The sequence below is a fragment of the Clostridioides sp. ES-S-0108-01 genome, assembly GCF_020662285.1.
GTDB lineage: Bacteria > Bacillota > Clostridia > Peptostreptococcales > Peptostreptococcaceae > Clostridioides.
In genome coordinates this window covers 116,080-131,656 of sequence record NZ_JADGMN010000010.1, presented here as the reverse complement: position 1 = coordinate 131,656, position 15,577 = coordinate 116,080, and the positions used below count along the sequence as shown (strand labels likewise).

At 27.5% G+C, this 15,577-nt stretch carries 13 protein-coding genes; all 13 read right to left on the bottom strand.

Annotation, left to right across the window (positions count from 1 at the left end; translation table 11 throughout):
• Positions 1 to 258: 258 nt before the first annotated feature.
• The 13 genes from IR152_RS11375 to IR152_RS11315 all read right to left on the bottom strand — a co-directional run bounded on the left by IR152_RS11375 (position 259) and on the right by IR152_RS11315 (position 15,563).
• Positions 259 to 591: a BlaI/MecI/CopY family transcriptional regulator gene (locus IR152_RS11375; protein WP_227452054.1), complete on the bottom strand. Its 333-nt coding sequence runs from the start codon at positions 589 to 591 to the stop codon at positions 259 to 261.
• A 136-nt stretch (positions 592 to 727) separates the two neighbouring features.
• Positions 728 to 1,078, bottom strand: coding sequence for a helix-turn-helix domain-containing protein (locus IR152_RS11370; protein WP_227452052.1), 351 nt, complete (start codon positions 1,076 to 1,078; stop codon positions 728 to 730).
• A 263-nt stretch (positions 1,079 to 1,341) separates the two neighbouring features.
• Positions 1,342 to 2,277, bottom strand: coding sequence for a site-specific integrase (locus tag IR152_RS11365; RefSeq protein ID WP_227452050.1), 936 nt, complete (start codon positions 2,275 to 2,277; stop codon positions 1,342 to 1,344).
• A gap of 33 nt (positions 2,278 to 2,310) precedes the next feature.
• A complete protein-coding gene (locus IR152_RS11360; protein ID WP_227452049.1) occupies positions 2,311 to 2,622 on the bottom strand; it encodes a hypothetical protein in 312 nt (103 codons plus the stop codon).
• Positions 2,623 to 2,874 carry a phage holin family protein gene (locus IR152_RS11355; protein WP_227452047.1) on the bottom strand — a complete coding sequence of 84 codons (252 nt, stop codon included), beginning with the start codon at positions 2,872 to 2,874 and terminating at the stop codon, positions 2,623 to 2,625. It lies immediately after the preceding gene.
• Positions 2,875 to 2,885: 11 nt separating this feature from the next.
• The gene (locus tag IR152_RS11350) at positions 2,886 to 3,503 is read right to left on the bottom strand and encodes a glucosaminidase domain-containing protein (RefSeq protein WP_227452046.1); all 618 of its coding nucleotides are present in this window, start codon (positions 3,501 to 3,503) and stop codon (positions 2,886 to 2,888) included.
• Between the two features lie 11 nt (positions 3,504 to 3,514).
• Positions 3,515 to 4,336: an N-acetylmuramoyl-L-alanine amidase gene (locus tag IR152_RS11345; protein WP_227452056.1), complete on the bottom strand. Its 822-nt coding sequence runs from the start codon at positions 4,334 to 4,336 to the stop codon at positions 3,515 to 3,517.
• A gap of 192 nt (positions 4,337 to 4,528) precedes the next feature.
• Complete coding sequence (locus IR152_RS11340; protein ID WP_227452045.1) at positions 4,529 to 5,701, bottom strand: SHIRT domain-containing protein; 1,173 nt, start codon at positions 5,699 to 5,701, stop codon at positions 4,529 to 4,531.
• Positions 5,702 to 5,779: 78 nt separating this feature from the next.
• Positions 5,780 to 6,112 carry a CD1375 family protein gene (locus IR152_RS11335; RefSeq protein WP_227452044.1) on the bottom strand — a complete coding sequence of 111 codons (333 nt, stop codon included), beginning with the start codon at positions 6,110 to 6,112 and terminating at the stop codon, positions 5,780 to 5,782.
• Positions 6,113 to 6,115: 3 nt separating this feature from the next.
• On the bottom strand, positions 6,116 to 11,398 hold the full coding sequence (locus tag IR152_RS11330; RefSeq protein WP_227452043.1) for a hypothetical protein: 5,283 nt from the start codon (positions 11,396 to 11,398) through the stop codon (positions 6,116 to 6,118).
• Between the two features lie 10 nt (positions 11,399 to 11,408).
• Entirely contained in the window at positions 11,409 to 13,466 is a 2,058-nt protein-coding gene (locus IR152_RS11325) for a BppU family phage baseplate upper protein (RefSeq protein ID WP_227452041.1), read from the bottom strand.
• Positions 13,467 to 13,480: 14 nt separating this feature from the next.
• Complete coding sequence (locus tag IR152_RS11320) at positions 13,481 to 13,633, bottom strand: hypothetical protein (RefSeq protein ID WP_227452040.1); 153 nt, start codon at positions 13,631 to 13,633, stop codon at positions 13,481 to 13,483.
• A gap of 1 nt (position 13,634) precedes the next feature.
• Entirely contained in the window at positions 13,635 to 15,563 is a 1,929-nt protein-coding gene (locus IR152_RS11315) for a tail fiber domain-containing protein (RefSeq protein WP_227452028.1), read from the bottom strand.
• Positions 15,564 to 15,577: the final 14 nt, after the last annotated feature.

The following is a 15,577-nucleotide window of genomic DNA, read 5'->3' as shown; positions in this document are numbered from 1 at the left end:
AATAAATGTGTATAAAATACCATTATTAGTATTTCCTGATAATAAAAAAATATTACTAGAATTGAAAGTTTCCAGTAATATTTAGTAGCAAAAATATATATTTACACAAATCTATATACATTCTCTAAGACTCTTTTAGAGATTAATTGAAGAGCCTTATTTTACAACTGATTATATTTTAGTTGTTAACTCTCTATGTATATTTTATTGTATGTCTAAAGATTAAAGTTCTTTAAAATTTCAATTATCAAATCTTTTTTAGTTTGTAGTTCGTTTATTCTTATAACAATCCTCTAAAGAGACAATTAGACTTTCTATTGAATTAGAATGTATTTCTTCTAGAAATCTCTTTGTTTCAAATGCTTTATATTCTTCTTTTGTAATAAGTATTGTGTAGTGTGTGATTCTTTTTATTCTTTCAGAAGCTAAAAAACGTTTAATAGTAAGTTTTGAAAGAAAAGTTAATGTAGTTGTTGCCTTCCAGCTATATTCTAATTTCATAGCTTCTATGACTTCTTTTGATGTTACTATATCGTCCTTATCCCAAATAAACTTCATAACTTTTAATTCTGCTCGTGGTATTTTTTGCATGGATATTACATTCCTTTCTGCAATTAGAATAGTATCATATATAGACATTAAAATAATAAAATATATGTTATAAGTATATATTAACATAAAGTAAAAGAAGATGTCTTAAGATTGAGACATCTTCTTTATTAAATTTTTATTCTTCAAATTTTCGATACTCAATTATTTCTTTTATTAACCTAATTATCGCTTTTTGTTCTTTTACTGTTAAACTATCAATTAATTCATAAGCTTCTGACGAAAGAGTTTCAACATCATTTTCATTTTGTATAATATTTTCAAATAGAATTTCTAAAGGCATCTCTAATGCATTTGCAATTTTAAAAATTGAACGAAGCGATGCTTTACTTTCACCTCTTTCAATTTGACCAATATAAGCAGGAAACAAACCGGCTTTTTCTGCTAGTGTATTTTGATTATACCCTGCTCTTCTTCTATAATTTCTTATTCTTTTACCAATTATACTATATATTTCATCTTCTAACATTTTTATCATTCCTTATTAGATTATATTAGTTTATTTATCTTAATAATATGTTATACATGTCAAAAATATACTTATATAACATATAATATTATTAAATATATGTTATATGTATATTTAATAAGAAGCTATTGTAGACAAAAAAAATAAAGCCCTCTAAAGAAAACTCATTTAAGAGTAATCCCTAGAGGGCTTATTATTATCTATCTCTTTTTCTTATTTTTTTTTTACGACCTTTACATGTCATGATATCACTTCCTTTCAATTTACATAAACTTATCATATTCCTCAGCTAATTTATTTTTATTTTCTATCGTGTAGTGATTTATAGTTACATCAACCCCACTATGTCCCAGCAATTTTGAAACTGTAGTTATTGGAACTCCTCTATCTTTTAAAAGATTAGACATACTGTGTCTAAGGTCATGATTATATCCTCCATCTATATCAATTAACTTGAAAGCTTTTTTAACCCATGAACTTAAAACATTTGAATTAACTTGATTGTATTTACCTCCATATTTTGTAAATAATATATATGGATAATCTATATTATTTTGAGATAAATACTCTTTCCATTTTATTATTAGTTGTTGTACTTCTTCTGAAAATCTAAAATCTCTTGATACTCCACCTTTAGCTGTAATCCCATGAATCCATCTATTATCTAAGTCTATATTATCCCATCTAAATTGGCTTATTTCATTACTTCTAGCCATTGTAGCTAATCCTAAATTTATATAAACTTCTAACTGTAAGTTTTCTTGCTCTGAAAGTTTTTCTTTTAATTTACTTAATTGTTCTTCAGTTAAAAAAGTTCTTTTTTGAATCTCTTCACCTGTTCCTGGTCTTTCTATCATTTCACACCAGTTGTCAGTAATCTTTCTTTTCTTCTTTAAAAATGATAACAATGATGAAATTGAACTTATTCTACGTCTAATTCTTTTTTCATTATTTCCCTGTTCCATACAATAGCCTATATAAGCTTCTATTTCTTCTTCATTTATATCTGTTAATAGTGCATCAAAACATTCTATATTTAAAAACTTAAAAAATTGCATTATATCACATTCATAGTTATAGATTGTTTTTTCACTTTTACCAGCTATTTGCTTAGCTCTTTTATATTGCTTCCATAATTTAATATTTTCTGCATTTGGTTCTCCAGTTATACTTATTCTTTTACTACGCTGTTTTGCCAATATCTCACTTCCTTATGAAAAAGACTAGAGAAATTAATCCCTAGTCTCTAATTTGTCTTTTATTTCTGTTATATCTGTTTCTACTCTTTCAAGTCTACTATTATTAGTGTTTAATGCTTCTGCAAACTTATCTAATTTATCATCAAATTTATCTATTGTGTCTCCAAAAAGCTTTCTTTGTTCTCTAATCTCTCTAGAAAAATAAGCTCTTTCTTTTACTCTATCTTCTTGCTCTAGCTGTCTATTCTTTTCTAAATATTTTCCAAGCCATAACATCAGTACCATTAAAAGTATAGCTGTGTATCCATACTGACTTAATAATTCAACCATTTCTTTAGATAACATCTATTTTTCCTTTCTGTTTTGCACTTGTATTTGGTTTATTCCCACAGATGCTCCCCAGCATAAGATACCTTCAAAGATAGATTCTATTGATAGCTCTTTCATAAATAAACAACTACTTATCATTGCTATAACTAATAATATAAAAGGTATATATTTATTTTTAATATTAGATTCTTTTATAAAAGTTCCTAATATGTAAAGTCCACCTATTAACATTATTAAATTTTCAGGTATAAATTGCATTATATCCATATGACTTCCTCCTATCCAAGAATTTCATTTAATTCTTTTACTTTAGTTTTTATTTGTTCTAATTTTATATCATTATTTTCTATTTTCATTGAACTTATCTTATTGCATATATTTATTATGCTTTGACCATAGCCCATATCTGGACACCATTTACCAGACAAACTCTCAACTGTCTTAGCTTCACCATGTAAATATGGAAAATGTCTAGGGTCTAATGTAACTCCATTAACTTTATATTCATTTTTACCAACTAATTCGCTATATTTTGGATAACCTTTAGCTTCAGCATATAAAGCTAGATGGTCTATAAATGCTGATACTCCATCTTCCCAACAACTAAATCTTGTATGGGATGATGGGTCTAAATCTCCACCACCTTTATTCCCTTTGAGTCCACATACATTGCAATATGAGGGATTTAAAACTCTACCAAAATTAAAATATCCAGTTTCTACAAATGCTTGAGCAATTGCAATAACTGGATTGACACCCTTTTTCTCTGCTTCTTTATATATTATTGGGACTATAGCTTTACATAAATAATGTGGTGGATTAGAATTATTCTTTAATGTATCTAAATATGCAAAGACTTGTTCTAATGTTGCCGTTGGCTTATCTAATATATTCAATTTAGTACCTCCTACTTACCTATAAAATCTAATACTTTATGAAGTGTAGCCCATCTATCATCACCTTGTAACTTAGTAAATCTTTCGCTAGTCTTAATTTTGTCACCTGCTGACCCTATTACATAAAGATTCTGACAATATCCAGCTACATAATTTTTTAACTCGCATACATAAACTTCGTCAGATTTATAATTTATAGCCATTACATTTGCTATAGCTTTATCAACTTCACCTTCATAAACTATTGTATATTTCATTTTTTCCTCCTGCGTTTGTTTTATAGACTTATTAAATATACCTTCAGCAATATCTATTGCCATATCTTTGGCATTATAATTTTTAGTATCATCTGTATCTACAAAGCAACATTCAACTAAAAGTGATTTTGCCTTTGTTCTTCTTAAAAATGCTAGAGTTTTCTTTTCTTTGACACCTCTATTTTTAAAAGCTTTATCCCCTTTAGTACGATAAGTTTTTGTTATCTGTTCACAAATTCTTGAAGCTATTTCAACAGTCTCTTTGTCATTTAAGTTATATACTAGAACTTCTACGCCTCTACCTCCACCTGAATTAAAATGAACACTTACATTTAAATCTGAGTTATATGAATTGCACTTAGCTATAATTTTATTCAATATATCACTTTGAGAAGTTCCATTATTACAAGTGCAGTCATAAACTTTACATTCTTTTTGAACTAAAGGTATTAATTCTTTTAGTACATTTCTTGCCTCTGTAGATTCTTTTATATTTCCTACTGCTCCAGACCCTACTTTACCATCTGGATTATGTCCCGCATGGGCTGTTAATATTTTTATATTCAAAATTACCACTCCTTTCAAAATATAAAAAAGGCTGAGATTAATCAGCCTTTTAAATTCAAACATAAAAAAAGAACCTATATAGTTAGTTCTATTGGTATGTCTTCTTTATTTAATTACTAGTATCATTAGGTACATTTTTTAATTTTTTTACCACATCTTCATTTAACAATCTATCACCTTCTTTTCTTCTTAATTCATAGTTTATTTTTCATTATATCTCCAAAACGCATGTAAAATAATGTTACTTTTATCAATTATTATCCTATCTCCAAATTTTAGAATAGTTGACTCATCATTTTTTACTGTAGTCCATCCTAGAAGTTCATACCAACCTGCACTTAAATTTCCTATATTAGATGCTACAATTGCACTTGCACCTGTTAGGTATGAGTATGAATCATATGGTGGATGACCACTCACACCTGTTCCAGCTGGAAAATTTGCATTATATACTATTCTATATTTTCCCCACATACCATATAATGTTACATCTTCTTTACCTATCGTAATGCTTTTTTCTGCCTCACGTGCTATTACAGGAATTTGAGCTTTTTCTATATCAGAAACCCAGCCACAAAACTTGTCCTTATCCTCTTCTCCACCTAACGGATTATTTTCACTATTTTGTAATATAGTTACTATATCACCTTCAACATATCTATTTGTATCTATAGGTACTTCTCCTGTTCTATTCAGAGTGTATTCTTCTGGTGGAAAATTAGCATTATAAGTTACATATCTATATTTTTTCCAAACTGCATATAAACACAAGCTATTTGATTGTACATGTTCATTTTCTATAGTAGCATTTTCAATTATATCTCCACTTTCAGTTAATGACCAACCACAAAACTTATAATTATATTCTTTGTTATTTTCATCATAATTACTTAACTGCAAAGGAGTAACTTTATCTCCTAAAATATATTTATTTTTATCAATAGGTAAATCTGGAATAGGAACACCTTGAAAATCATTAGGAAGATTCAATTCGTATGTAACATTAATACATTTATACCAAACTGAATATAAGGTAATGTCACTTGTAGCTATACATCTTTCAATCACATTTCCATCTTTAGTTAATGACCAACCTTTAAATCTAAACTCAATTAAATCTGTGTTGCTTGGCAACCCTAGTTTTACTTCTGTATTAGCTAATACTGTCATGTCATCTGGTACTGTAACATCTTCGTTTGAATATTCTTCTGGCAAATTAATATTATAATTTATTGTGTATTTCTTACTATTTTCCAATAATTGTAATAAGATATTTAAATCTTCTTTATTTACCTTTTTAGTAAGTTCTAAATTAATATTATCCTTCTCTCTATTCAAGCTATTAATATTCTTTACTACATCTTCATTTAACAATTAATCACCTTCTTTTTTATTTAGAGAGCTACAAAAGTAACTCTCTATCTTGAACATAAAAAAAGAACTCTTAAAGTTCTACGATAATGAAATCTCTAGTGCTTCACACATTTTTCTGACCTCTTCTCTATATTTAATAGGTACTTGGTCAATTGTTTTTAAACCTCTTTCTATTAATCCTGTATAAATTGCCGCCATACTACTTCCTCCTTCATTTAATTTTATATTTTTTAATGACATAGTAGATGTTTGTTGGCTATTTAATACCATTTCACATATTTCAGTAGTTGCTAACATTAAATCTGTTATGTCATTATTTTGAGCTTCTTGACTTGTTTTCAAATTATCCAAGTCTTTTTTTTGTTTTAACCCTTCAATTTTTTCTTTATTTATTTTTATCAATTTAATCACCCCTTAAAGAGTTTCAATATCTAAATTAAATAACATAGATGGCTTTTTAATAATTGTATTAGTATTTCCTTCTTCTATTATTATTTTAGGTTGTGCAGATTCTATATTCATATCTTTCAATTCATATATTTCTTTATATCCATTTTCAACTTTTCTAGTTTCAACTCTAACCATATCCTTAAATGTATCAGATTCATTTAATTTTAATTGTACTTTTAATTTATTCAGTAAACAATAAATTGGATTATCAGAATTTAAATTTTGTGACAAACCTTTATCTAATGTAATTACTACATCTTGTGTATTATCTACTATATTAGATACATTATAAGTATCTCCATTAATTAATATAGTGGAATCTTTTACTATAGTTGCTCCTGTTTCTTTTTTATAAATATAAACATTTATATATAAGTTATTTCCAATATCAGAATGTGCTTTAAATATAATTTTATTTTCTCCAAGAGTTAAATTTTCTGGATTAATTTCAAATGTAACTGTATTTAAAGATAAATCTTCTATTATACTTGAACTAATATTATTTATAAACATTTCTATCTTAGTTAATTCATTATTTGGATTTTGGAAATCTATTTTGATAGATGAATATGACTTCTCTTTTATTTCTAAACAGGTTTTATTAGAATCAACTTTTGATATTATATATAAAGTTTCATCTTTTATTAAAGCATCTACTATATCATTAACATCTCGTGGTATATATATTTGAGAAAAAGTATATAACATAGAACCAATTTCTACATCTTCAATCTTATATGCTTCTTTATTTACTCCTGTTATATATAAAGTCTTATCATTTTTTATTGCAAAGACATGTTTGTCATCATAAGATTTTATATCCTTTACATTTTCTAGTACATTAGTGAATAGTTTAATTATTGTATTTTTAGTATTTTCATTTAGCCCTAATATTCCATCAACATTATACCCTTGTACGTATAATTGATTTTCTGTAGTTATTGCTAGTACATAATTTTCATAAGCATATATCTTTTTAACATTAGAAATGGTTAATATTTGTTGTAGTTCAGTAACTTCATCATTGTGACCTATTCCAAGTTGATACTCTGAGTTTTTACCAACAGAAATTAATGTACCATCATTTTTTAAGAAGTATGTAAAATTATTACCACAAGCAACATCTATTATATTTGTTAGGTTAATTTTTATAAATTCAGAAGTTGTTGTTAACTCAGATTTATTTATAGCAAGTTCTCCGAATTGGTTAGAACCACAACCATAAATATCTCCATTTTCTAATATCAAAATTGAATGAGTTGAGGATAAAGACATCTTTTTTATATTTTCAAAAGGTAATGAAGTTGAGTAATCTCCTGCTTTTGTACCAAATGGCATTTTATAATTAAAACTATCATCATTATGTAAAAATATCTTTTTATTTACTAATAATCCATGGTTATTTCTTGTGATAAGCATTTCATTAGAAAAACTTAAATCACTAGGAGAATAACTAGTTGCACTTATAATTTCACTTTCCTCATGTCCATTAAATAAACCTATTGAACCACATGTATCATTTCCTCTTCCTTCTAATCTATTATCCGTGTATTGAACTATATGACCATTGACTTGAGTATACACATGTTTTACATTAAAGCATTTTTTAACAAATATTTTTTGTATACTGTTATAATAACTGCCATCTTGCCCCAAAACTTTACTACCAGCCATATATAAATCATTATTATTATCTATATAGTAACCATTTTTACCTTTTGCATATATGTGTTTTATATTACTTGTTAATTTTTTTAATACTACAGCACCAGTTTCCTCAAAACCTATACCATCATCAGCATTTCCTCCAGCATATAAATCTCCATTTTCAAGCAAAACAAAAATAGTGTATTCTCCTAGGGCGACTTCCTTTACATTGCTATTAAACACTACATCCTTATATCCCTCAATATATCCTGATGAATTATTATATGAAGTATTAACACCTAAACTTCCCGATGAATTTCTTCCTGCAACAAATATTCTATTTTTTGATGCAATTACAGTTTTACCTTCTTCCAACATCAAATTTGATATAGCAGATAGGTCTGTTAATCCTTCAATATTTATTTTAGTTAAACTAGTCAAAGTTGAATTTGCATTTGAACCTAAGGAATCTTTATGTCCACAGCCCATCAAAGAATTTATGTTATCTTTTTCTAATAATATAAGAAAAACATGTTTTCCACACCATATATCCTTTATTGTTCCAGAAATATTTATTTTGGTAAAAGAGTTCATATTAGAAGTATTTCCTATCCCAAGTTGACCATAATTATTTAAACCTGTTGAAAATAATTCATTATTATAGGTTAGAATGTAAGATGATTTGTAATATGATATTACTTTTTTTACATTATCAATAGGGACTTTAGTAAAAGTATTTCTATCAATATTATCTCCTAATCCCAATTGCCCTGTCTCGTTTGCTCCAATGCTATAGACTTGATTATTATTTGTAAGAATAAACAAACAATCACTAGATGGAATAAATTCTTTTATATTATCTATAGGAAGTTTTATAAACTCAGATTGGGCTTTAATTGTACTTAGTTTATTTCCAGAATTATCTCCACATACATATCCTTCCCCATTATTCAATAATATATATAAATCTTGTCTATCACTTTTAATTTCTTTTATGTTTGATATAATATATTTTTTAGAAAATTGTTTTGATATATTTATAAAGCCACGATGTCTAACATTGTAAGGTTTTTTTATCCCAAAATAACCATAAGAATTTATTCCAGAACAATATATGTTCCCATGGTAATCTCTTATTAGTATTCTACTTGAACCAGCATATATTACTTGTGAATTATAAGCCCAAAAAGCATTTTGTAATATGTGTTCCTTAGTATTAGAATAATAGTCAATATCTCCTCTTTGCCCCGCTACATTTCTACCTATTATTTTAAATTTAGACTCTATTCTTTCTTTACTTGTCGTATATATAAAGTTATCTGTTCCAAGATAATGGTTATAAGAGGGAGCAGAAGAATATATTAAACTTCTCAATCTTAAATTCTTATCTGTAGGTGCTGCTCCAAAAGTAGAAGGTCTTCCTGTAAATTTTATTCCTTTATATCCTCCCTCACTAGCATCTATTAATAAACATAAGTTACCATCAGAAGCTAAAACTTTCGATAATTTAGGTTCGTCTATTATTACTGCTGCCAAATTTTTATCTGTTGTTTTACTTGATATAAATTCTCCAAATCTTGAATAATAACTATCAGTTGTAGAACTTCGATTACTTGCCTGGTAATAATTATGCATTCCAGAAACATAATAATTATAATTAGCATCTTTAATAAGGCATCCATACATAAAAGGAATAATTTCTATAATATCACTTACCAATGATGTCGATGTAGATAGTTTAGTGGTTATATATTTCATTCTAGTAAAAATTGTTACAGTTGAAGAATCGTTCCCAATGCTCAATTGACCATAATAGTTTATTCCCGCTGCAAATGAATATCTATTACTATCTATATAATATGAAGAATTCCCATATGCGAAAGCTTGTTTTACATTAGACGCAATTTTGGTAAAAGAGTTCATATTAGAAGTATTTCCTATCCCAAGTTGACCATAATTATTTAAACCTGTTGAAAATAATTCATTATCAGTATTTCTCAATAGTGTATGAGCTTCCCCTAAAGAAATAGATTGTACATTATCTATAGGGACTTTAGTAAAAGTATTTCTATTAATATTATCTCCTAAACCTAACTGCCCATCAAGATTTTTTCCAGCCGAATATAATGTATTATCACTTAATAATATAAATGCGAAGTCTGAATTTCTATTTATATATATGTTTCTTATAGTAACTCCTTCTTTTAAATTTAACGGAACTCTGGCAAATTCATAACAATGACGATTATGACCTAAACCTAAACCACCATAAGTATTCCATCCTGCTGCATACACTTCGTTATTATTTACGACAATGAAGGTAGTGATAGCACTTGCTTTTACAAAAGTAATGTTAACAAAATTATTCTCAAGCCCTATATCTAAAACTCTTTCATCATTTTTATTTATCAATAGTCTATTATCAATACTTTCAATATGATTACATTCTTCAATATCAAAATCCTCGATTTTCTCAAATCCATATATATATATATCATATCTTTTTAAATATGAAAAACCATAAAAATTATTCCCTGTCGTATATAATTCATTATTTTTTGTTAGCATAAAACTTACACTATAAGCACATTTAATTTTACTTATGTCTTCTAAACTAATAGAAGATTTTCTAGGTGAATATGTTGTTACGTCACAATTTATTTTGTCTCCTAAAGCCCCATCTGTATTATTTCCAGTTACATATACATCATTATTGTTAGTAATATAAAATTTATGATATCTGCCACTTTCTATATTTTTTACATTAGATATAGGAAGTTTTGTTAAAACTGTTATTTTTGAATTTCCACCAACACCAACTTGCCCGTTTGAATTATCTCCACAACCATAAACATCTCCATTTTCTAAAAGAAAATTTACAGCACAATGAGATGGAGAAACTTTTACTACATTATCTATATTTACTTTAGTAAAAGTATTTCTATTAACAGTATCATTAAGCCCTAACTGTCCATCGTTGTTTGCACCAGTTGAATAGACCTCATTATTTAGAGTTAATATATATGAAGCACTAGTCCCAAAAAATATTTCTTTAACACTAAAATTATCAATTTTAGTAAACTTATTTACAGCAGATGTATTCCCTAGACCTATTCTTCCAGAAATATTACCGCCACATACATAAAGTTCATTGTCATTTGTAACTAGTGCAGAGAATCCATTCCCAGCAGCAACCTGTTTTACATTACCTATATTTACTTTAGTAAAAGTATTTCTATTAATATTATCTCCTAAACCTAACTCCCCATTTGTGTTTAAGCCAGTAGAATACACATCCCCATCATTTTTAAGTAAAAGAGAATGAGCCCCAGAAGATGAAACATATTTAACATTATCAATATCTATCTCTGAAAAATATCTTATAGGTGTTGTTGTGTTTCCAAGTCCTAAACTACCATAATTATTTATTCCTGCTCCATATAATTTTAAATCATCTTTAATTATAAAAACAGAAGCAGAATCCATATTTGTAAATATATCTTTAACATTAAAAGTATCAAAGTTTTTATTAAACTCTTCTATTCTAATATCCTTATTTCCAAACAATGCACCTCGTTGTAACAACTTATTCTTTCTCATACAATTCCCCCTATCTTACCTCATAAGAATATTTGTTTATTTTTATCTCCGTAGTACCTTTTTGATATGATTCTTCTGTTTTAGTTTCACTATAATTGTTTCCTAATTCATGTATGTATCTTATTTTGTTACATAAAAAAGGAACTGCTACATTTTTAAATAACACAGTTCCATTATTAGAAACTAATTCTAATTGCTGTTTAAATTTATTAAGTTTTAATCCTTCTAAATTATTTATATTTTTAGAATCATATAAGGTATCATACCAATACCCAGCTTCATCAGCTGTCGCCTCTTTGTCTAGTTCTAATTCAAATAAAATATTAAGTATTTCTTCTGATATTTTATTATAATTTTTTTTCAACATCTCCATTTGTTCTTTTACATTTCCACCAGCTTCAAGATTTTTCACACTAATATCTAACTCGTTGACTGCATCTGATATATTTTTAGATACTGTAGTTAACTCACTTGAACCAATTTTTTGCTGTATTGAATTTATTTTCTCTAGATTCGCAGCTATATTAGTTTTATTCTCATCAAATTTTGCATCAAGATTAACACTAGAATAAGTACTATCTAGTGTTGTTATATTATCATTTATTGTAGCTATTACAACCTCTTTATTTGTATTACCATTTACAACAGTCACTTTAACATCAATGGCTAATTCATTAAATATCTCTATTGTATTATTATCTATGATAGTATAAGAATTAGTCATACTCTTCTTAGTTGTTTCATCTAAGATTGCTACAAATATATTTTCCGTAACAAGATTATGATTAACTATAAGTTTAAAGTATTCTCCATCAGACACCCAATCAGATTCAACGTAAGACTTACTAAATGCCACATTGGTTGCAGCAGAAGTCATCTCTGCTATTTTCTCATTAACCTTTTCAAAGTCATAAGTTAATCTTTGCTTTAGAGTGTCTTTTACAGTACCATCAATAGTTTCTCTAGCTTGAATTACCTCGCCTACTGAGTTAGCACCTTCTAGCTCCTCAAATCTATTCTCAAACTCAGTTATTTTGTTGTTTACAGTTGTTGTCATATCTGTTTTAGCAGTATTCACTTCAACTATTTTATTATCTACTTCTTTTATCTTTGTATCTAATTTGGCAGTACTTTCATCAATACATATTTCTACATCAGATATAGACTGATTCACTTCCTGAAGTTTATAATCAATCTGCTCTTGATTGTCCGTAAGCTTATCTTCAAATGTTTTATCGTAATAATTAAAAGTGTTTTCTGTTCTGACATCTAAATCTTGAAATTTTTTATCTGTCTGAGCTTGAACATCAAGCATTTTATCATCAACAATATTGTCTATTTCGTCAGACTTGGCATCTATCATTTCATCAAGTTGTAATTGACAATCAGTTAATTTATCGTCAACTTGGATTTGCATATTCTGAATTGATTCTTCACGATTAGCTTCTTGATTTTGACGTGTTAATTCATTAAACTCTCTATCATCTTCTTGTATATTTCTTATATCTTCATTATAAATCCTAATCTGCTCTGCTTTATCTCTAACTTCTTCATTCCCTAAAATAGTTATTTCAAGCTGTTCAACTCTTTTAGTCAACTCTTTATTGTTTTTTATAATTTCTTCTGCTTGAGATATTAAAACTAATAGAACTCCATACTCATCTGTGCTGGTCAAATCATCATCATTTATCATTCCTTCTTCTACTCTATAATAAAGATTAGTAGTATTGATTAGTGTGCCACCTTTTACGAGTGATAGCTGGAATGTATTTATACCAACACTTGCAAGTGCCTGTCGGCTAAGTTCTATCTCTACAACACCATTTTCTGCATCTACAACTTCACATTCGCCATTAACTTTAAACCCATCACTTTTTGTAATACTAACTAAAACTCTATCATATTCAGATAAATCTATTATTTCATCTTTATTTTTTAATATTGCTTCAATATAAGCCGTTTTAACATCATTTTCATTATAAATAAAATAGTCTAGCAATCTTTTGTTTATTCTGTAATTACTAAAATCAACTTCTATAGTATGATTCTTTATTTCATAATTTTTCAAAGTATCACATCCTATTATTCTTTATTTTGTTCTTCTAGTTCTTTTTTTAAATTCTCAATTTCTTCTTGTTGTTGCATGTTAAGTGCCTTATAAAGTATTAGCTCATTATATAAACTTTTTATCTCTTCAAATGCTACTGTATATGCTTTTTGTAAATTTATTTCCATGTTAATGTCCTCCTAAATTATTAATTTTATCATTTAATTCACTAACTAAAACCTCTAATTCTTCTCTCTTTTGTATTTCTTCTTGAAGTGCAGTTGCTACAACAGTTGTATAACCAGATGGGCTAAACATTAATCCATTTTCTTCTCCATAGTCATATAGAAATGTTTTTCCAACATAACTATCTTTAAAATCATTAGCTATAAACCCTATTTGACTATCTGCAATTGTCCTATCTTTTTCTGCTGCTACAATATAATCAAATGTTGCTGGTTTAAATTCATCTTTTATAAAATCTAAAAATGGTGTTGGAGTTATACTTGAACGAATTCTATTCTTAATATCTTTTATGTACACTATATTCTCTTTAAACTTTTTATCAGATTCACTCAGAGTAGAACGAGCATATAAATATCTCCACTTATTACGCTCACAACCTAAATCAGTTGATGAGCGTTCTGGATAAAATGAATATCCTACACCTAAACTATCTCCATTTGTAAATGTAAAAGTAGCTCCTCCACATCTTACAAAAGTATCATCTCTCTCAACAATAAAGTGTTCTTCCCCATCAACATAAATCTCAGCAGCATCATATCCTACCCAAAAATAATTATTACTATCATATTTTAATCTTATAGCTGATGCTTGACTAGAACCATCAGACCTTCTTGCATCTATTGCGAATCCAGACCTACTACTCCCAAATAATCGAATTATTGGTTCATGACCACTTGGAGTAGTTAATATATCACAGGCGACAGCCCCTTGATTTACTGTTAAGCCACTCCTGCTTATTTCAACATAATTCGATATATCATTAAATCCAAATTGGATTTTATCTGGTTTAATTCCTATAATTGAACCACTATTATTTCTTGTGACCATCATAGTTATATCATCTTTAGTTAATTTAATTTGAGCAGCATTTGTTTTAGTTGCACCATCCACTTTCGCTACTTCTAATTTTATTTCTTTAGCTGTGGCATTTATCTGAGAGAACTCTTCTGAAATACTTCCTCCCATACCTGTTATATAAATTTTATCTACTGTATTTTTAAGCTCATTTATTTTTAAATTATATTGAGCAGTTGCATTTATAGCTAAAATTCTATCTGAAGGAGTAATTATGCTATCTGAAATAATTGAATTGATTATAGATTTTAAATTAATACTTACTGCATCCAATGCTGATTTTGAAGTGTTTATTGCTACTAAGTCTACTCCCGTAGTTCTATCAATAAGTTTTTGTAACTCTGTATATAAACTTGCCTTATCTGTATCTAACAGATTAAGCTCAATATCTATTTTTTCTTTTTCTTCATCTGTAATTTCATTATCATTGAAATAATTTGACATATTTGAAGAAAATGTACCTAAATCTGTATTTAATTTAATTACAGCTTTATTTATATTTTCTCTTAATGTTATGTTAGCTTGTGAACCACCGAAATTTTTAGTAACTTCTTTTACTAATATATTCACATTTTCTGCTCTTTGGTCTATGAGAGACATATTTTCTTTTATGTGAGATGCATCTTCTTGTACTTCTAAAACTGTTTGATGTATTCCATCTATGTCTTTTTCAATAACTACAAACTTTTCATTGTGTTTTTCATCAGTCTCATATAATCCCCAAATCTGTTCTTCAGTATTTTTTCTTGAGTTTCCATCAAAAGATATATTGAATATCGAGGAGTTTATTGGAACTTCTGTATGTTTCCCATTATCATTTACAACTACTAAAAATTGCGTATTTCCCTCTGGTAATCTTACATTAGAAACTTTTAATGTTCCTGGATTATCAGCATCCCAGTATATATATTTTTTATTTGTTTCTGTGTCTACTACTTGATAAAGTGTGTTATTATAAGTAACAATTACTCCAGTTATTCTTATCCAAGAATCTGCTGGTGAGTTATCTAATATCAATTTGTACCAACTCC